The following is an 18,119-nucleotide window of genomic DNA, read 5'->3' on the forward strand; positions in this document are numbered from 1 at the left end:
CATCAGGCCATCTGAGGTTGTACGTTCAGTGGCTTGAGAGGCAGCAGCGGCGCATGGGGATCGGCCTTCACCGATTTGCGCCAGGCTTCCAGCCACTCAGGGTGACCTTCGTCCCAGACCTGTTCGTGCAAGCGAGCCAATGCCACCGGATCGCTCAGCAAGTACACACGCTCATTGTTGGTCAGCCCGTCGGGACCGACTTTCAATGCATGGCGAACCCGTTCGTTGCGCAGCCATTCGATCGGCTCGGCATGAGCATGACGGGAAGTCGCCAGCGAACAAGCCAAGGCGTTCTGCTGTGGATCGACCACCGCGCGAATAAAGCCGTCATTCAGAGCATGCCAACGATTTTCGTGGGTGTACTGGTCCGTCGCCAGCAACGCTTGCGGCGGATTGTATTCCTCAGGGATCAGGAACAGGCTCGCGTCGCGAGACTTGAGGCCCAGGCCGACACGGCTGGAGATCACCGACACCGGGATCGACAGCATCAACGAACCGACGATCGGCACCAGCCACCACAGGAAACTCGGGTTCAGCCAGACCACCAGCAGAGCCCAGAAGAAACCCAGCAGGGTTTGCGGACCGTGGCGTTTTACCGCCTCGCTCCATGGCGTGGAGTCGTCGTCACGTTGTGGCGAGTTCCAGGTCGCAGCCCAGCCGAGGAACGCGGCGAGCACGAAACGGGTGTGGAAAATCATCCGCACCGGCGCCAGCAGCATGGAGAACAGCATCTCCAGCAGCATCGAGAAGGTCACCTTGAACTTGCCACCGAACTCTTTCGCGCCCTTGGCCCAGATCAGGATGATGCTCAACAGTTTCGGCAGGAACAGCAGCACGATAGTCGTCGAGAACAGCGCCACGGCCTTGTCCGGGTGCCATTGTGGCCACAGCGGATACAGCTGACGCGGTTCCATGAAGTACTGCGGCTCCATCAGCGTGTTGACCGCCAGCAGCGCCGTCGACAGCACGAGGAAGAAGAACCACAGCGGCGCCGACAGGTAAGACATCACGCCGGTCAGGAACACCGCACGGTGTACCGGGTGCATGCCCTTGACCAGGAACAGGCGGAAGTTCATCAGGTTACCGTGGCACCAGCGACGGTCACGCTTGAGTTCGTCCAGCAGGTTCGGCGGCAGTTCTTCGTAGCTGCCCGGCAAGTCGTAAGCGATCCACACGCCCCAGCCGGCACGGCGCATCAGCGCTGCTTCAACGAAGTCGTGAGACAGGATTGCACCGGCAAAAGCACCTTTACCTGGCAACGGCGCCAAGGCGCAATGCTCGATGAACGGCTTCATGCGGATGATCGCGTTGTGGCCCCAGTAGTGGGATTCACCCAACTGCCAGAAGTGCAGACCGGCGGTAAACAGCGGACCGTACACGCGAGTCGCAAACTGCTGCATGCGCGCATAAAGGGTGTCCATGCCCGACGCACGTGGCGCGGTCTGGATAATGCCCGCATCCGGGGTGGCTTCCATCAAGCGCACCAGGCTGGTCAGGCATTCACCGCTCATCACCGAGTCGGCGTCGAGCACAACCATGTACTTGTAGTCACCGCCCCAACGACGGCAGAAGTCGTCGAGGTTGCCGCTTTTACGTTTCACACGGCGGCGGCGACGGCGATAAAAGATCTTGCCGAAGCCCTTGGCTTCACGGCAGACGTCCAGCCAGGCTTGCTGCTCGGCAACGCAGATGTCGGCTTCATTGCTGTCGCTGAGGACGAAGAAGTCGAAGCGATCCAGGTCACCCGTGGCCGCCACCGACTCGAAGGTCGCCCGCAAACCGGCAAACACCCGTGGCACGTCCTCGTTGCAGATCGGCATTACCAGTGCGGTGCGCGCATCCTTGGCGATCGGCTCGTTGCCGGCACTTTTACCGGAGATGCGATATTTATCGTGACCGGTGAGCAACTCGAGGAAGCCCATCAACGCGGTCCAGAAACCGGCCGATACCCAGCAGAACAGAATCCCGAACAGAATCAGGATGCTGGTTTGCAGCGCGTACGGCAGCACTTGCGTGGCGGTTTGCAGCAGCGGTTGATGCAGCACTTCGTTCAGGTCGACGAACGACCAGCCCTGGTACGGCATGATGCCTTTCATGTACCAGCCGGCAACGATCGTCTGGCCCAGCATCAGCACCAGCAAAATGTAACGGCGGATCGAACCGACGGTGCGCCAGCGAGCCGCCGGCAATACGCGCTCATCCTTCGGCGGAGCCGGCGGATTGGTGCGACCGGTCAGACGCCGCCAGCCACGCACCAGAATATTGGTGCGCCACGGCTCCGGCACGACTTTGGTCCGACGGATCGGCGGCGTTGCTTTGAGTACGACACGACCGCTGGCGTCGACCGCCAGCATTTCCGCCTCTTCCAGCTCTTCAGCAGAGTTCAGGAGCAGGCGCTTGCCCACCGAGGCTTGTGCAGCCTCGGTTGGCGCGTCGAACGTCGAAGATGACAGACGCTGGTGCAACTCGCTGAAGGACTTGCAGCCCGCGAGTTCCGCGCGCTGCTGGTCGGTCATCGGTAAATGCGCCAGATACTCGGCAAGAGTCTCTGGCTGTACTTGAGAATTACTCATCGGCAGGCAACTGGTAGCTCCAGGTCTCGGTCAGGACTTCTTCAGTCGATGCCGATTCCGGTGTGGCTGGGGCCGCGTCCGCAGCGACAGGCTGCTTGGCGTCTTTGTTGTCCTTGTTCTTGGCATCCGCAACTGGCTTGGCATCGGCCTGTTTGGCGTCAGCTTGCTTGGCGTCCTTGGCTTCCTTGTCCATCTTCTCTTGTTGCTTGGCGGCAACCTTGTCGGCCTTGGCAACAGAAGAATTGGAGGCTGGCAGCGATGTCTTGGCGAGGTCGGCAGGCACGATGTTTTCGACCAGTGCAGCACGCATCTCGGTAGGCTTGCCCGGATCCTTGATCTTCATCCGCAAGGTCAGGCGCCAGCCCTTGGTTTCAGGGTTGTAACGCACGCTGTTCTCGACCAGCTCAGCATTATCGCCAACGCTGACCTGACTGCGAACGTCCGCCGTTTCCGGCAGGGCCGCCAGGGATGGACCTTCAAAGTCCACCAGGTAAGCCACGGTGCCGTCCGGCTGACGGATCAGGTTGGACTGTTTCACGTCACCCGTGGACCGCAGGGTCTGTTGAACCCAGGCGCTGTCCGGTGCGTGAAGCGCGGCTTCGTCGATGGTCCAGTGCAAGCGATAGGCGACGTCCAGCGGCTGGCCTGGTTCAGGCAGTTTTTCCGGACTCCAGAAAGCAACGATATTGTCGTTGGTTTCGTCGGCAGTCGGAATCTCGACCAGATCAACGGAGCCTTTGCCCCAATCGCCTTGCGGTTCGATCCAGGCGCTTGGGCGCTTGTCGTAGCGATCGTCGAGGTCTTCATAGTGGCTGAAGTCGCGGCCACGCTGCAGCAAACCGAAACCGCGCGGGTTCTCGATCGAGAAGTTGCTCACGGCCAGGTGTTTTGGGTTGTTCAACGGGCGCCAGATCCACTCGCCGTTCCCGGCATGGATCGACAGACCGCTGGAATCGTGCAGTTCGCGACGGTAGTTGAGCACTTTCGACGGCTGGTTGGCGCCGAACAGGAACATGCTGGTCAACGGCGCAACGCCAAGCTTGGTGACCTTGTCACGCAGGAACATCTGGGCCTTGACGTCGACAATGGTGTCGCTGCCAGGACGCAGGGTCAGGCGATACGCACCGGTAGCGCGTGGCGAATCCAGCAGCGCAAAGATGACCAGATGCTTGTCACCCGGCTTTGGCTGTTGAATCCAGAACTCGGTGAAACGCGGGAATTCTTCGCCGGACGGCAACGCGGTGTCGATGGCCATGCCGCGAGCGGACAAGCCATAAGTGTGGCCCTTGCCGACGACGCGGAAGTAGCTCGCGCCCAGCATAGTCATGATTTCGTCTTGCTTGTCGGCCTTGTTGATCGGGTAAAGCACACGGAAACCGGCATAACCCAGTTGTTCGGTGGCTTTAGGATCGAACTTTACATCGCCGAAATCGAAACGACTTGGATCGTATTTGATCTCTTCGACGGTGTTAGCCGTGATTTCGTTGATTTTCACCGGCGTGTCGAAATGCATGCCCTGGTGATAGAACGAAAGCTTGAACGGGGTTTTCTGGTCGGCCCATTCGGCTTTTTCGGTGCGGAAACGAATCTTTTGGTAATCCGCGAATTTCATCTCACGAAATTCATTCGGCAGGTTACTGCGCGGGGCTTCGTATTTTTGCCCGGCCATCTCTTTTGCCTTGGCCGACACATCATCCAGATTGAACGCCCAAAGCTGGCCGGCGCTGAGCAGGCAAAAGAATGCCGAACCCGCTACAAGAGCGCTTCGCAACCGTTTGGCAGACAATTTTGGTGCATTACAGGGACTAACAATCACGAGCAACCCTCGCCGAAAACAGATCAAAAAACCAACGGCCAGTTAAAGGGCCTGTGAGGAATTCGGCATGAAAAAACCGACCCTACAGACCACTCTTGCCAAGTTGGCGAGCATTGTTCCGACTCCTATGGGGCTAAATGATTCCCCAACAGGTCCCGGACAAGTCTCTACCTAAGTCAAAATGGACCAACGAACGCCGATCCCCGTAGCGCGCGATTATCTAGTAGGCCGCGTTACAACGCATCAGGGCGAACAAAGTATTTATCGCGAAAAGCCCCTGTTTTCAGTCGAAAAGCCCTTAAAAAGGTGTTTCAAGCGCTTTCAGGTCTGTAACAGGAATGTCACCGGGCCATCGTTGACCAGGTGAACTTGCATATCCGCGCCGAATCTACCTGATGCCACAGTGCCATGCACCTGTTTCGCTTTGCTTAATAGATAGTCGAAAAGCTCCTCGCCCAGGGCCGGAGGGGCCGCTGTCGAAAAACTCGGGCGCAACCCGCTCTTGGTGTCGGCGGCCAGGGTGAACTGCGAGACCAGCAGCAACCCGCCACCCACCTCCGCCAGGGACAGGTTCATCTTGCCCTCGGCGTCACTGAACACTCGATAGTTAAGCAGCTTATGCAGAAGTTTGTCGGCGCTGACACGAGTATCTTCCGGCTCGACAGCCACCAGCACCAGCAATCCCTGATCGACCGCACCCACCACCTCCCCCGCTACCTCGACTCGCGCGCCACGCACGCGTTGCAGCAGGCCCTTCATGCTTCTTCAGGTGGCAGGTCGAGCAGGCGACGCGCCATCTGACCGGCGGCCCGCACCAGCGCATCGGTGATACCCGGCTCGGAAGCGGCGTGTCCGGCGTCGCGAATCACCTGCAATTCGCTGTTCGGCCAGTTCTGATGCAGTTCCCAGGCATTGTCGAGTGGGCAGATCACATCATAACGACCGTGGACGATCACGCCCGGCAAATGAGCGATCTTGCCCATGTCACGAATCAACTGATTAGGCTCAAGGAACGCGTTGTTGGTGAAGTAGTGGCATTCGATGCGGGCGATGGACAAGGCGCGCTGAGGTTCGGAGAAGCGGTCGACCACCAGCGGGTTCGGACGCAAGGTCGCGGTGCGGCCTTCCCAGGTCGACCAGGCCTTGGCGGCATGCATCTGCGCGATCTGATCGTTGCCGATCAGGCGTTTGTGGAAAGCGCTGAGCAGATCGTCGCGCTCGTCCAGTGGAATCGGAGCGACATAGTCCTGCCAGTAATCGGGGAACAGACGGCTGGCGCCACACTGGTAGAACCATTCGATTTCCTGCGGGCGGCAGAGAAAAATCCCGCGCAGGATCAGACCGTGCACGCGTTCCGGGTGGGTTTGCGCATAGGCCAGGGCCAGCGTCGAGCCCCAGGAACCGCCGAACAGCACCCATTTGTCGATGCCCAGGTGTTTGCGGATCCGCTCAAGGTCGGCGACCAGATCCCAGGTGGTGTTGTTTTCCAGGCTGGCGTGGGGCGTGGAGCGACCGCAACCGCGCTGGTCGAAGGTCACGATGCGATACAGGTTCGGATCGAAGTACCGGCGGCTCTGGGCATCACACCCGGCGCCCGGGCCGCCATGGATGAACACGACGGGTAAACCTTCCGGTGAACCGCTTTCGTCGACATACAGGGTATGGGTTTCGTCGACAGCCAGATCGTGCCGGGCGTGGGGTTTGATCTGCGGGTACAAAGTCTGCATTGCGCGCTCCGTAAGGGGTCGAGGTCATCCCTGGGGGGACTTCTATTATTCTGCCGTCCGGCATCATAAACCCGAATTACGTCAATGAGCATGCCCTTGCTGAGTCAGAGTTTTGCCGCCAGAAATCCGAGCAGGGTTTCATAGAGTGCGTCGACCTCGGCGACCTGACCGCGCCCGCGCAAACAGCCGTGAACCAGTCCCTCGCCGTAATACAGCCTAGCGGCAACGCCCGCCGCATTCAGTCGCTCGGCGTAGCGCACGCCGTCGTCACGCAGTGGGTCGAATTGCGCCACGGCGATCAACGCCGGTGGCAAACCGGCCAAATCCCCGGCGAGCAACGGCATCGCGTAAGCGCCCGGCTGTCGGGAGCCGCGCAAGTACAAGGCGTGATAGCAATCCACGTCGCTGCTGCTGAGCAAGGGGGCATCAACGCATTCACTGCGCGACGGCAACTGATGATCGCCCCCCAACCCCGGATAGATCAGGATTTGCGCCGCCGGCAATGGCTCGTTCGCATCCCGCAGTGCCAGACACAGTGCGGCGGCAAGGTTGCCGCCAGCGCTGTCCCCGGCCACCAGCGTTCGCGCGGGATCAAGCCGGAACGGGCCGCTTCGCAGCGCGCGCCAGACACCCAGGCAATCATTGAACCCGGCCGGATACGGATGCTCCGGCGCCAGACGGTAATCGACAGCAACCACCAACACACCAAGCGTGGACGCCAGTTCGGTACAGATGAAGTCGTGGGAGTCCAGATCCCCCACCACCCAGCCGCCGCCGTGCAGATACACAATGCACGGGCAACCGCTGGCGGCTGATGTCACCGACGGTTGATAGGACCGCACCGGCACGCCAGCCAATTCGAAATCGACCACATAAAGCCCGGCGGGACGCGGCGGGGTGAACGCCCGACACATCTCGCTATAGGCCTGACGTAAACCGCCGAGGCTGGCGTCAGTGCTATTGAAGCTGACGGTTTTCTCAACGAACGCCGTCATCTGCGCGGATAAAGGATAAGCCGTCATCAGGGTTTCAAACTGGCCTGAACGGTGGCGACGCCATCCTTGCCATCGATACTGGTGACGCCTGACAGCCAGCGCGAAAGATCTTCCGGATGATCACGCAGCCACTGCTTGGCGACGTCCTGAGGCGTCTTGCGCTCCATGATTGGCACCATCAACTGGCTTTCCAGGGCGGCGGTGAAGGTCAGGTTTTCGAGCAGTCGATACACGTTCGGGCAGCGCTGGGCATAGTCCGGTGCGGTCACGGTGGAGACGGTCGCCGCGCCTTCATTCGGGCCATAGACGTCTTCGCTGCCGGTCAGGTAGGTGATCTTCATGTTGATGTTCATCGGGTGCGGGGTCCAGCCGACGAACACCACGAATTCCTTGCGGTTGACCGCCCGTTGCACGGCGGCAAGCATCCCGGCCTCACCGGACTCGATCAGTTTGAAATCCTTCAAGCCGAAGTGATTGGTCTCGATCATGGTTTTGATCGTGGTGTTGGCGCCGCTGCCCGGTTCGATGCCGTAGATCTTGCCGCCAAGCTTGTCTTTGAATTTGGCGATGTCAGCAAAGGTTTTCAGCCCCGCCGCCGCAACATAGTCGGGCACCGCGAGGGTTGCCTGGGCGTCGGCCAGGCTCGGTTTGTCCATGACCTTCAACTGATCGGCGGCCACGAACGGGGCGATGTTCTTGTCCATTGCCGGCTTCCAGTAGCCCAGAAAGATATCCAGACGCTTGTCGCGGATGCCGGCGAAGATGATTTGCTGCACAGCGCTGGTTTGCTTGCTTTCGTAGCCCAGTCCGTTCAGCAGTACATCGGCCATGCCACTGGTGGCGATGACGTCGGTCCAGTTGACCACGCCCATACGCACAGCCTTGCAGGAGGCGTCGTCGCTGGCCAGGACGCTGGTGCTCAGAAGAGCGGTGCCGCAGAGGACTGAGAGACAGCGGGTAAACAGTCTTTTCATCGGTAGGATCTCGTGCGGCAGATTATTGTGAGGTCGGTGTCTTCATGCACCGTGCCCAGAACATTACGCAGCGTCGAGAGGAGAAAAGCGAACTGTAGCGACCGAGATTTGCACAGCGGCGACTTGATAGCCACGTGCTGATCGTTCCCATGCTTTGCGTGGGAATGCAGCCGTGACGCTCCGCGTCACTGGACGCGGAGCGTCCCTTGAGGCATTCCCACGCAGAGCGTGGGAACGATCTGTCACGCGTAGTGCTTCTGGCCCCAGGCCAACAGGCCTTGCAGCAATTCCTTGAGCACCACTTGCGTCGGCTCGGCCAGGTCCGGGCGATAACGGAACGGCTCGAACTCTTCCATGTACGTGCACTGGCCTAGTTCCAGCTGCACCGCGTGGATGTTTTCAGCCGGGTTGCCGTAATGACGGGTGATGTGGCCGCCCTTGAAACGACCATTGAGCACGTGGCTGTAATCGGTGTGCCTGGCGCAAATCGCTTCCAGTTGAGTAGCCAACTGAGGATCGCAACTGGCGCCGTTGAAGGTGCCGAGGTTGAAATCCGGCAGCTTGCCGTCGAACAGGTGCGGGATGATCGAACGGATCGAGTGCGCATCGAACAGCAATGCGTAACCGAATTCGGCTTTCAGTCGCGCCAACTCGTTCTGCAGTGTGCTGTGATACGGCGTCCAGACCTGCTCCAGATAGGTCGCACGCTCAGCCGCCGACGGCTCCATGCCCTCGCGGAACAAGGGAATGCCGTCGAACAGCGTTGCCGGATACAGACCGGTGGTCGCGCCGACATACAAAGGCTTGTCGTCGGACGGCCGGTTCAGGTCGATGACAAACCGCGAGTATTCGGCAGCCAGGGTGCTGGCACCGAGTTCGGCGGCGAATTCATACAGCCGCGGGATGTGCCAGTCAGTGTCCGGCAGGCTTTTAGCGTCGGGGATCAACCCGGCTTCGACCGCCGGAGTCAGGCGCAGCCCCGCGTGCGGCATGCTGATCAACAGCGGCACGCGGCCTTGTTTGAAGTTCAGAACCTTATCCACAACTGTTCTCCTAAACGCTCGTTTCGACGCCGTGATGCACGACGCGTTTTTCCAGGTCGCCGCCCAGCCAGTACGACAGGTCGGCGGGACGATCGATTTGCCAGGCGACGAAATCCGCGACCTTGCCGGCTTCCAGCGAACCATGAGTGTCGGCCATGCCCAGCGCGGTGGCGGCATGAATGGTTGCGCCGGCCAATGCTTCTTCCGGGGTCATGCGGAAACAGGTGCAGGCCATGTTGAGCATCAAGCGCAACGACAGCGCCGGCGAAGTGCCAGGGTTGAGGTCACTGGCGATGGCGATTTTCACGCCGTGCTTGCGCAGGGCTTCCATCGGCGGCAATTGCGTTTCGCGCAGGAAGTAGAACGCACCGGGCAGCAGCACCGCGACGGTGCCGGACTCGGCCATCGCAATGGCATCGTCTTCGGTCATGAATTCCAGGTGGTCGGCCGACAAGGCGTGATAACGCGCCGCCAGACTCGAACCGTGCAGCGACGACAGTTGCTCGGCGTGCAGCTTGACCGGCAAACCGAGTGCTTGTGCGGCGACAAACACCCGCTCGACCTGCGCCGGCGAAAACGCCAGGTATTCACAGAACGCATCCACCGCATCCACCAACCCTTCGGCGGCGAGGGCCGGGAGCATTTCAGTGCAGATGTGATCGATGTAATCGTCCGCCCGATCCGCGTATTCCGGCGGCATGGCGTGGGCAGCCAGGCAGGTGCTGCGCACGCTGACCGGCAGTTCGGCGCCGAGGCGACGAATCACCCGCAGGATTTTGCGTTCGCTGGCCAGGTCCAGGCCGTAGCCGGATTTCATCTCGACCGTGGTCACGCCGTCGCGCATCAGGCTTTTCAGGCGCTTGGCGGCGCTGGCGAACAGTTCGTCTTCCGTGGCAGCGCGAGTGGCGCGTACGGTGCTGGCAATGCCACCACCGGCGGCGGCGATTTCTGCGTAGCTGACGCCCTGCAGGCGCTGTTCGAATTCACCGCTGCGGTTACCGCCGAACACCGTGTGGGTGTGGCAGTCGATCAGGCCCGGGGTGACCCAGGCCCCTTTCAAATCGTTGACCGCCGGGTACTCACCCGCCGGTAATTTATCGCGCGGGCCGACCCACTCAATGTGCGCACCGGACGTCACGATGGCCGCATCCTCGATGATCGAGTAGACGCCTTGCGCCATGGTTGCGACGTGGCAGTGTTGCCAGAGAGTTTTCATCCCTTAGTCTCCACAATGTTCAAAATCGAATCGCGGGCAAGCCCGCTCCCACAGGATTTTCACCGTCAATGTGGGAGCGGGCTTGCCCGCGATGAGGCCCTTAAAGGCTCGGCAGCAACTTCACCGAAACCAAATCATTCAGGCAACGCGTGGCCAGCAATTCGGTCGCCGCATTGATGTCCGGCGCAAAGAACCGGTCCTTCTCATAGAACGGCACTTCGTTACGCAGAATCCCGCGAGCCTTTTCCAGTTTCGCCGAGGTCTTGAGACCTTCACGCAGATCCAGACCCTGAACGGCTGCCAACCACTCCACCGCGAGAACGCCGCGAGTGTTTTCGGCCATTTCCCACAAACGCTTGCCGGCGGCTGGCGCCATCGACACGTGGTCTTCCTGGTTCGCCGAAGTCGGCAAGCTGTCCACCGAATGCGGATGGGATAGGGCCTTGTTTTCGCTGGCCAATGCCGCCGCCGTCACCTGGGCGATCATGAAGCCGGAGTTCACGCCGCCATTGGCTACCAGGAACGGCGGCAGTTGCGACATGTGCTTGTCCATCATCAGCGAGATGCGGCGCTCGCTCAGGGAACCGATTTCAGCGATGGCCAGCGCCATGTTGTCAGCAGCCATGGCCACTGGTTCGGCGTGGAAGTTACCGCCGGAGATCACGTCGCCTTCAGCGGCGAATACCAGCGGGTTATCGGAAACGGCGTTGGCTTCCACCGCCAGCACTTCGGCGGCCTGGCGGAACTGGGTCAGGCAGGCGCCCATGACTTGCGGCTGGCAGCGCAGGGAGTACGGGTCCTGGACCTTTTCGCAGTTCTGGTGCGAGTCGGACACTTCACTGCGCTCGCCCAGCAAATCGCGATAAGCAGCAGCGGCGTCAATCTGGCCTTTCTGGCCACGGGCAGCATGGATGCGCGCGTCGAACGGCGAACGCGAACCCAGTACCGCTTCAACCGTCAGGGCACCAATAGCCACGGCGCCGGCGAACAGGTCTTCGCCTTCGAACAGGCCACGCAGCGCGTAAGCGGTCGACACTTGAGTGCCGTTGAGCAGCGCCAGGCCTTCTTTCGCGGCCAGGGTCAGGGGTGTCAGGCCGGCGACTTTCAGCGCTTCGGTCGCTTCCATCCATTCGCCCTTGTAGCGAGCCTTGCCTTCGCCCAGCAGCACCAGCGACATGTGCGCCAAAGGCGCCAGGTCACCGGATGCACCGACCGAACCTTTCAAAGGAATGTGCGGGTAAACCTCGGCGTTGATCAACGCGATCAGCGCGTCGATCACCACACGACGAATGCCGGAGAAACCACGGCTCAGGCTGTTGACCTTGAGCACCATGACCAGGCGCACCAGGGCGTCACTGATTGGCTCGCCAACACCGGCGGCGTGGGACAGCACCAGGGAGCGCTGCAGGTTTTCCAGGTCTTCGCTGGCGATGCGGGTCGAGGCCAGCAGGCCGAAACCGGTGTTGATGCCGTAGGCGGTGCGGTTTTCGGCGAGGATCTGTTCCACGCAGGCAACGCTGGCTTCGATCTGGGCCGAGGCGCTGTTGTCGAGGGTGATTTTGACCGGGCGCTGATAAACATCACGCAGTTGGGCAAGGCTCAGTTGGCCGGGAATCAAATTAAGCGCAGTCACATCATTCTCCTTTTGAGAGCTTTTTATTAACTAACCAGACGCTCCGGAGATGTCCGTTGTCCGTCGCTTCCCATCTTTTTGAGAGGGGCTGGCGCCTTGGCACGCTGGTGTTGTGGATTTCAGTTCAGGTTCGGTAATGCCTTGTGCAACAAAATCGGGTCTTTCAACACGCTGGCAGCAGCAGCGATATCGGGCGCCAGCCAGCGGTCCTGGTCGTAGGCCGGAACTCGCTCGCGCAACAGACGCCACGCGGCATCGGTACCCGCGCCGAAGCGTTGTTCTTTGAGGAATTCAAACGCCTGGGCCGCCAACAGGTACTCGATGGCGAGGATCTGCGTGCAGTTTTCCAGCGCGCGATGCAGCTTCAGCGCGGCGTTGGTGCCCAGGCTCAAGTGATCTTCTTGCAGGCCTGAGGTGACGTAGTTGTCGAGCACGGCCGGTTGCGCCAACTGGCGGTTTTCTGCGCACAGAGACGCGGCTACATACTGGACGATCATCATCCCGGAGTTAACCCCCGGATTGGCCACCAGGAACGCCGGCAAACCGCTGACATGAGGGTTGATCAAGCGGTCGAGGCGGCGTTCGGCGATGGAGCCGATTTCAGCCATGGCAATCGCCAGCAGGTCCGCTGCCAGCGCGACCGATTGGCCATGCGGGTTGGCCTGGGACATGACGCGGAAGTTGTCCGGCGTGCCCAGCAGCAAAGGGTTGTCGGTGCAGCTGTTGAGTTCGGTTTCGATCTGTTGGGTCGCGTGCGCAAGCTGATCGCGAGCGGCACCGTGAACCTGCGGGATCGAACGAATGCTCAGCGCATCCTGTGTGCGGATGCCTTTGCTTGTTGCAATCACTTCACTGCCATCGAGCAGCGCGCGCAAATTGATCCCGACTTGCTGCATGCCCGGATGCGGCTTGAGCGCAATGATCTCGGCATCGAACGCCGCGATCTGACCGCGCTGGGCCTCAAAACTCATGGCGCCAATCACGTCGGCCCACTGCACCAGACGCGTGGCGTCGGCCAGTGCCAGGCAGCTAAGGCCAGTCATGCACGGTGTTCCGTTGACCAGGCACAGGCCATCTTTGGCGCCGAGCTGAACCGGTTGCAGACCTTCTTCAGCCAGGGCTTGTTGCGCAGAAACGATTTGTCCGCGATAGCTGACATTACCGACACCCAGCAAGGCGATGCTGATGTGGGCCATGTGGGTCAGGTAACCCACCGAGCCCTGAGACGGCACTTGCGGGGTGATGCCACGGTTGAGCAACGCCAACAGGGCTTCGACCACCCGACGATGAATGCCGGATTTGCCGTGACTGTAATTGCGGATCGCCGCACACATGATTGCGCGGGTCTGCTCATCGGCCAGTGGAGCACCGACGCCACAGGCGTGACTGAGCAGGGTATTGCGCGACAGTTGGCTGAGTTGTTCGTCCTTGAGCGAGACGTTGCACAAGGCACCGAGGCCGGTGTTGACACCATAGGCACGCTCGCCGCTGACGACGATGCGCTGGACAATGGCCTGCGCATTATCGATCCGCGCCCAGGCCTGGGTCGACAGCTCAAGCTGTGCGCCATGACGGGCAACGGCCACCACATCCTGCCAACGCAACGGGGCGTCGGCGATAACGATTTTTTCAGCCTGGGACATCATTGACCTCGTGCGTACAACTTGAATATTGATGCAGCTTCACCGGCCCCATCGCGAGCAAGCCCGCTCCCACATTGATTTGGGGTGTACACCCAATCGGTGATACACCGCCGATCCTTGTGGGAGCGGGCTTGCCCGCGATAAGGCCCGCCCGATCACCGCAAATTCTTAAACCACCGCAGCCCGACGCTGCACGAACCGATCGACATACTCATCCGCTGGCGAATGCAGAATCTCTCGTGGGGTGCCGACCTGAATCAGGCGCCCGTCCTTGAGGATCGCAATGCGATTGCCGATGCGTACGGCCTCGTCGAGGTCGTGGGTGATGAAGACGATGGTCTTGTGCAGGGTCTTTTGCAGCTCCAGCAACTGGTCCTGCATCTCGGCGCGAATCAGCGGGTCGAGGGCACTGAACGCTTCATCCATCAGGATGATATCGGTGTCCGCCGCCAGGGCACGGGCCAGGCCCACACGCTGACGCATGCCGCCCGAGAGCTGATGCGGGTATTTGTTTTCGTAGCCCTTGAGGCCCACGGTGTTAATCCAGTGCAGCGCGCGCTCGGAGCACATTTGCTTGCTCTCGCCACGCACTTTCAAGCCATAGGCAACGTTATCCACCACGGTCTTGTGTGGCAGCAGGCCGAAGCTCTGGAACACCATGCTGATCTTGTGCCGGCGAAATTCGCGCAGGGCGTCCATGTCGTATTGCAGGATGTCCACGCCGTCCACCAGGATCGCGCCGCTGGTCGGGTCGATCAGGCGGTTGAAGTGGCGCACCAGGGTCGATTTACCCGAACCGGACAGGCCCATGATCACGAAGATCTCACCGGTACCGATGCTCAGCGACAGGTCGTTCACGCCGACCACGCAGCCGGTTTCGGCCAGCACCTGATCCTTGGTCTTGCCCTGGCCAATCATGCCCAGCGCTTCCTTGGAACGGTTTCCGAAGATCTTGAAGACGTTTTTGACTTCGATTTTGCTGATGGCTTGGTTGTTCATTTGCTCACCTCATGCCGTGGCCGACCATACGCCTGAGTAATGCGGTCGATCACCACTGCCAGAATCACGATCGCCAGACCGGCTTCAAGGCCACGTCCGACGTTGAGGGTCTGAATCCCCACCAGTACGTCTTCGCCCAAGCCACGGGCACCGATCATCGAGGCGATGACGACCATCGACAGGGCCATCATGGTGGTCTGGTTGATCCCGGCCATGATGCTCGGCAGGGCCAGCGGCAATTGCACGCCGAACAGTTGCTGCCAACGGTTGGCACCGAACGCGTTGATCGCTTCCATCACTTCACCGTCAACCTGGCGAATACCCAGGTCGGTCAGGCGAATCAGCGGTGGAGCAGCGTAGATCACCGTGGCGAAAATCGCCGGGACCTTGCCCAGGCCGAACAGCATCAGCACCGGGATCAGGTACACGAAGCTCGGCATGGTCTGCATGATGTCCAGCAACGGCATCAGCACCGAACGCAGGCGATTGCTGCGTGCAGAGAGGATGCCCAGCGGAATGCCGATCAGCACCGATATGACCGTCGCCACCATCATCAGCGCCAGGGTCTGCATCAGCTTGTCCCAGAGGCCGACCGCACCCACCAAAAACAGCAGGCCGACGATTACGGCGGTGGTCACGACTTTGCGAGTGGCGTGCCAGGCAACGCCTGCCACGATTGCCAGCATCAGCCACCAGGGCGCTGCACGCAGCAAACCTTCAAGATTGACGATGGCCCACAACAGGGTGTCGGAGATGTGCCGGAACACATCGCCATAGTTGGTGACCAGCGAATCGACCCAACCGTTGACCCAGTCGGCGATGGAAAAGGTAAATCTTTCGGGAAACATAAGAGACTCTCAATCAAGGGGTTGCGATTCAGCGTGCGACTGCCGCTGACGGCAGTCGCAGAGGCTCAACCTACAAGGCCGCGTCGATCTTTTTGGCTGCGTCTTCGCTTACCCACGCGTGCCAGACTTCAGGATGTTCCTTCAAGAAGATCTTGGCCAGTTTTGGCGACTCGATCCGCTCTTTGGTCATGCGCCCAAGGTTCTGGTTCAGGATGTCGATGGGCACGTTGACCTTTTCCAGTACGGCCACCAGTTCCGGGGCTTGTTCGTGGAAAGTCTTGGACAGGCCGACCTTGATATCCACGGTTTTGTTCACGCCTGGTTTTTCTTCGAGTTTCACTGCATCGATCTGGCCCATCAGCGGGGTTGGCGACCAGTAGTAGAACAGGATCGGCTCGCCACGCTTGTAGCTCGACAGCACGGCCGCATCCAGCGCCGGGCCGGTGCCTGGGCGGAAGTTGGTGTAGGTGCTTTCCAGGCCGTAGCTTTTCAGCATCTCGCTATTGTCCAGCTCACAGGTCCAGCCTGCCGGGCAGTTGTAGAAACGGCCTTTGGATGGTTCTTCGGCGTCCTTGAAAATCGCTGAGTATTTGCCCAGATCGGCAATGTTTTTCAGGTCGGGTGCCTTGGCTTCCAGCTTGCGCTTGGCGTCGCCTTCAATCACGTAGCGCGGCACGTACCAGCCTTCGACCGCGCCAACGACAGGAGCACCGACGCCGACGACTTTGCCGGCCTTCTCGGCCTTGTTCCAGACTTCGCTGCGCCCGACCCACTCTTCGGCAAATACTTGAATGTCATTGCTGCTCAGGGCGTTTTCCATGGTGATGGAGTTGCCCGGCAGGCTGTCGGTCTTGCAGTCGTAGCCTTTTTCCAGGACGACTTGCAACACGTCGGTCAGCAGCATCGCGCTTTCCCAGTTCAGACCGGCAAATTTCACCGGTTTGCCCGACTCGCACCAACCGGCAGCCTGAGTGGCGCCGGCACTGGCCAACAGGCCCATGGAAAGCAGTGTGGTCAGCAGGGTCTTGTTCGATTTCATTGTTGTGACGCTCCTAATCATTAATTGGCTTACGGCAGTCAAGAGGCATCCAGCCCTGTCTACGTCCAATCAGGCCTGCGCAGCAGCGCGGCCAGCCCCACTTGTTTTTGGTGCAATGACGCTGTCCTGCTCGATCGGCAGGATCAAGCGATCGGGTACGGCGCTGTGCCATTTTTTTGCGCACACGTAATACACGGCTGCGGGAAGCACCAGGCCGATGATCCAGGAAATATCCACATCGCCCAGGGCCGCCACCAGCGGGCCGGTATAGAACTTGGTAGAGATGAACGGCAGCTGTACCAGCACACCGAACACATAGACGCTGATACCGAGGATATTCCAACGGCCATAGCGACCGTTCGGATTGGCCAGCGCCGGCACGTCATAGCGCTCGCGAGTGATGCAGTAGTAGTCCACCAGGTTGATCGCGCTCCATGGCGTGAAAAACGCCAGCAGGAACAGGATGAAGGACTTGAACGCACCGAGGAACGAGTGCTGACCGAGCAACGCCATCAGTGTCGCAGCACCTACGATGACCAGCACGAAGGCCAGACGCTGCAGGCGCGACACTTTCAGATCACCACGGAAACCGCTGATGACGGTCGCAATGCACATGAAGCTGCCGTAGGAGTTCAGCGTGGAGATGGTGACCTTGCCGAACGCGATGCTGAAATACAGCAGCGCAGCGGTGGCACCGGTACCGCCCAAACCTACGATATAGGCCACTTCGTGGCCGGCGAATTGGCCGTTGGCCGATGCGGCAGCGAACACGCCGAGGACCATCGCTACCTGCGCACCAATGACCGAACCTGCGCCTGCGGCAAAAAAAGTTTTCACCGAGGAAGTCTTGCTCGGCAGGTAGCGAGAGTAGTCAGCCACGTAAGGACCGAAGGCGATCTGCCAGGACGCTGCAAGCGACACCGTCAGCAGGAAAGTGCTCCAGCTGAAGTGGCGGATTTGCAACAGTGCGCCAACATCAACCTGGCTCATCAGACGGCTGAACAGATAAACGAAGGCAATCACGCCAATGACACTGGCAACACGGCCGATCCAATGGATCACCCGATAACCGAGCACCGTGACCAGCACGATGACACTGGCGAAAATCAGGATGCCGACGCTATCGCTGACACCAAACAACTGGCCCAGCGCCTGACCGGAAAGTACGGTTCCCGTTGCAGTGAAACCGAGGTACATCAAACACACCAGTACGATCGGGATAGCCGCGCCATACACGCCGAACTGCACCCGGCTGGAGATCATCTGCGGCAGGCCAAGCTTGGGCCCTTGCGCCGCATGCAACGCCATCACACCGCCGCCGAGCAGTTGGCCGATCAGCAAACCGATCAGCGACCAGAACACATCACCGCCCAGCACGACGGCCAGGGCCCCGGTGACAATCGCGGTGATTTGCAGGTTGGCACCCATCCACAGGGTGAACTGGCTCAACAGACGACCGTGTCTTTCCGCTTCCGGGATGTAGTCGATCGAGCGTTTCTCGATCAACGGTTTGTTGCTTGCACGATCGCTGTTAACAGCCATGATTCAACCTCTGTGGATTGTTGTCGGTGTTGGTGTGATCCGTGTAGGAGCTGTCGAGTGAAACGAGGCTG

The 18,119-nt window shown here is 60.1% G+C and carries 14 protein-coding genes; all 14 read right to left on the reverse strand.

The annotated features are described in order from the left end of the window. Positions 1–2 precede the first annotated feature (2 nt). The 14 genes from mdoH to BLQ41_RS03000 all read right to left on the reverse strand — a co-directional run bounded on the left by mdoH (position 3) and on the right by BLQ41_RS03000 (position 18,048). Positions 3–2,573 carry a glucans biosynthesis glucosyltransferase MdoH gene (mdoH, locus tag BLQ41_RS02935; RefSeq protein ID WP_090176652.1) on the reverse strand — a complete coding sequence of 857 codons (2,571 nt, stop codon included), beginning with the start codon at positions 2,571–2,573 and terminating at the stop codon, positions 3–5. Then, complete coding sequence (locus tag BLQ41_RS02940) at positions 2,566–4,389, reverse strand: glucan biosynthesis protein (protein ID WP_090176655.1); 1,824 nt, start codon at positions 4,387–4,389, stop codon at positions 2,566–2,568. The genes mdoH and BLQ41_RS02940 overlap by 8 nt, the downstream gene beginning before the upstream one ends. A gap of 321 nt (positions 4,390–4,710) precedes the next feature. Continuing rightward, positions 4,711–5,148: a D-aminoacyl-tRNA deacylase gene (gene dtd, locus BLQ41_RS02945; protein WP_090176657.1), complete on the reverse strand. Its 438-nt coding sequence runs from the start codon at positions 5,146–5,148 to the stop codon at positions 4,711–4,713. Beyond that, a complete protein-coding gene (pip, locus tag BLQ41_RS02950; protein ID WP_090176660.1) occupies positions 5,145–6,116 on the reverse strand; it encodes a prolyl aminopeptidase in 972 nt (323 codons plus the stop codon). The genes dtd and pip overlap by 4 nt, the downstream gene beginning before the upstream one ends. A 104-nt stretch (positions 6,117–6,220) precedes the next feature. Further along, on the reverse strand, positions 6,221–7,138 hold the full coding sequence (locus BLQ41_RS02955) for an alpha/beta hydrolase (protein WP_090176662.1): 918 nt from the start codon (positions 7,136–7,138) through the stop codon (positions 6,221–6,223). After that, on the reverse strand, positions 7,138–8,085 hold the full coding sequence (locus BLQ41_RS02960; protein WP_090176665.1) for a choline ABC transporter substrate-binding protein: 948 nt from the start codon (positions 8,083–8,085) through the stop codon (positions 7,138–7,140). The genes BLQ41_RS02955 and BLQ41_RS02960 overlap by 1 nt, the downstream gene beginning before the upstream one ends. A 242-nt stretch (positions 8,086–8,327) precedes the next feature. After that, the gene (gene hutG, locus BLQ41_RS02965) at positions 8,328–9,128 is read right to left on the reverse strand and encodes an N-formylglutamate deformylase (RefSeq protein WP_090176667.1); all 801 of its coding nucleotides are present in this window, start codon (positions 9,126–9,128) and stop codon (positions 8,328–8,330) included. 10 nt (positions 9,129–9,138) lie between these two features. Continuing rightward, on the reverse strand, positions 9,139–10,344 hold the full coding sequence (gene hutI / locus BLQ41_RS02970) for an imidazolonepropionase (RefSeq protein ID WP_090176670.1): 1,206 nt from the start codon (positions 10,342–10,344) through the stop codon (positions 9,139–9,141). A 100-nt stretch (positions 10,345–10,444) separates the two neighbouring features. Further along, positions 10,445–11,977, reverse strand: a complete 1,533-nt coding sequence (hutH, locus tag BLQ41_RS02975; protein ID WP_090176674.1) for a histidine ammonia-lyase — start codon at positions 11,975–11,977, stop codon at positions 10,445–10,447. 119 nt (positions 11,978–12,096) lie between these two features. Next, on the reverse strand, positions 12,097–13,620 hold the full coding sequence (hutH, locus tag BLQ41_RS02980; protein ID WP_090176677.1) for a histidine ammonia-lyase: 1,524 nt from the start codon (positions 13,618–13,620) through the stop codon (positions 12,097–12,099). Positions 13,621–13,788: 168 nt separating this feature from the next. Further along, complete coding sequence (locus tag BLQ41_RS02985; RefSeq protein ID WP_090176680.1) at positions 13,789–14,619, reverse strand: quaternary amine ABC transporter ATP-binding protein; 831 nt, start codon at positions 14,617–14,619, stop codon at positions 13,789–13,791. Then, a complete protein-coding gene (locus BLQ41_RS02990; protein ID WP_090176683.1) occupies positions 14,616–15,467 on the reverse strand; it encodes an ABC transporter permease in 852 nt (283 codons plus the stop codon). The genes BLQ41_RS02985 and BLQ41_RS02990 overlap by 4 nt, the downstream gene beginning before the upstream one ends. 70 nt (positions 15,468–15,537) lie before the next feature. Then, positions 15,538–16,506, reverse strand: coding sequence for an ABC transporter substrate-binding protein (locus BLQ41_RS02995; protein ID WP_090176687.1), 969 nt, complete (start codon positions 16,504–16,506; stop codon positions 15,538–15,540). Positions 16,507–16,575: 69 nt separating this feature from the next. Next, a complete protein-coding gene (locus BLQ41_RS03000; RefSeq protein ID WP_090176690.1) occupies positions 16,576–18,048 on the reverse strand; it encodes a purine-cytosine permease family protein in 1,473 nt (490 codons plus the stop codon). Positions 18,049–18,119 lie beyond the last annotated feature (71 nt).

This window comes from Pseudomonas arsenicoxydans, from assembly GCF_900103875.1.
Taxonomy (GTDB): Bacteria; Pseudomonadota; Gammaproteobacteria; order Pseudomonadales; family Pseudomonadaceae; genus Aquipseudomonas; species Aquipseudomonas arsenicoxydans.

What these genes read in the sequence shown, in the direction of transcription:
- mdoH (WP_090176652.1), bottom strand. Translation starts at nt 2,573, where the DNA reads ATGAGTAATTCTCAAGTACAGCCAGAGACTCTTGCCGAGTATCTGGCG.
- dtd (WP_090176657.1), bottom strand. Translation starts at nt 5,148, where the DNA reads ATGAAGGGCCTGCTGCAACGCGTGCGTGGCGCGCGAGTCGAGGTAGCG.
- pip (WP_090176660.1), bottom strand. Translation starts at nt 6,116, where the DNA reads ATGCAGACTTTGTACCCGCAGATCAAACCCCACGCCCGGCACGATCTG.
- BLQ41_RS02955 (WP_090176662.1), bottom strand. Translation starts at nt 7,138, where the DNA reads ATGACGGCTTATCCTTTATCCGCGCAGATGACGGCGTTCGTTGAGAAA.
- BLQ41_RS02960 (WP_090176665.1), bottom strand. Translation starts at nt 8,085, where the DNA reads ATGAAAAGACTGTTTACCCGCTGTCTCTCAGTCCTCTGCGGCACCGCT.
- hutI (WP_090176670.1), bottom strand. Translation starts at nt 10,344, where the DNA reads ATGAAAACTCTCTGGCAACACTGCCACGTCGCAACCATGGCGCAAGGC.
- hutH (WP_090176677.1), bottom strand. Translation starts at nt 13,620, where the DNA reads ATGTCCCAGGCTGAAAAAATCGTTATCGCCGACGCCCCGTTGCGTTGG.
- BLQ41_RS02985 (WP_090176680.1), bottom strand. Translation starts at nt 14,619, where the DNA reads ATGAACAACCAAGCCATCAGCAAAATCGAAGTCAAAAACGTCTTCAAG.
- BLQ41_RS02990 (WP_090176683.1), bottom strand. Translation starts at nt 15,467, where the DNA reads ATGTTTCCCGAAAGATTTACCTTTTCCATCGCCGACTGGGTCAACGGT.
- BLQ41_RS02995 (WP_090176687.1), bottom strand. Translation starts at nt 16,506, where the DNA reads ATGAAATCGAACAAGACCCTGCTGACCACACTGCTTTCCATGGGCCTG.
- BLQ41_RS03000 (WP_090176690.1), bottom strand. Translation starts at nt 18,048, where the DNA reads ATGGCTGTTAACAGCGATCGTGCAAGCAACAAACCGTTGATCGAGAAA.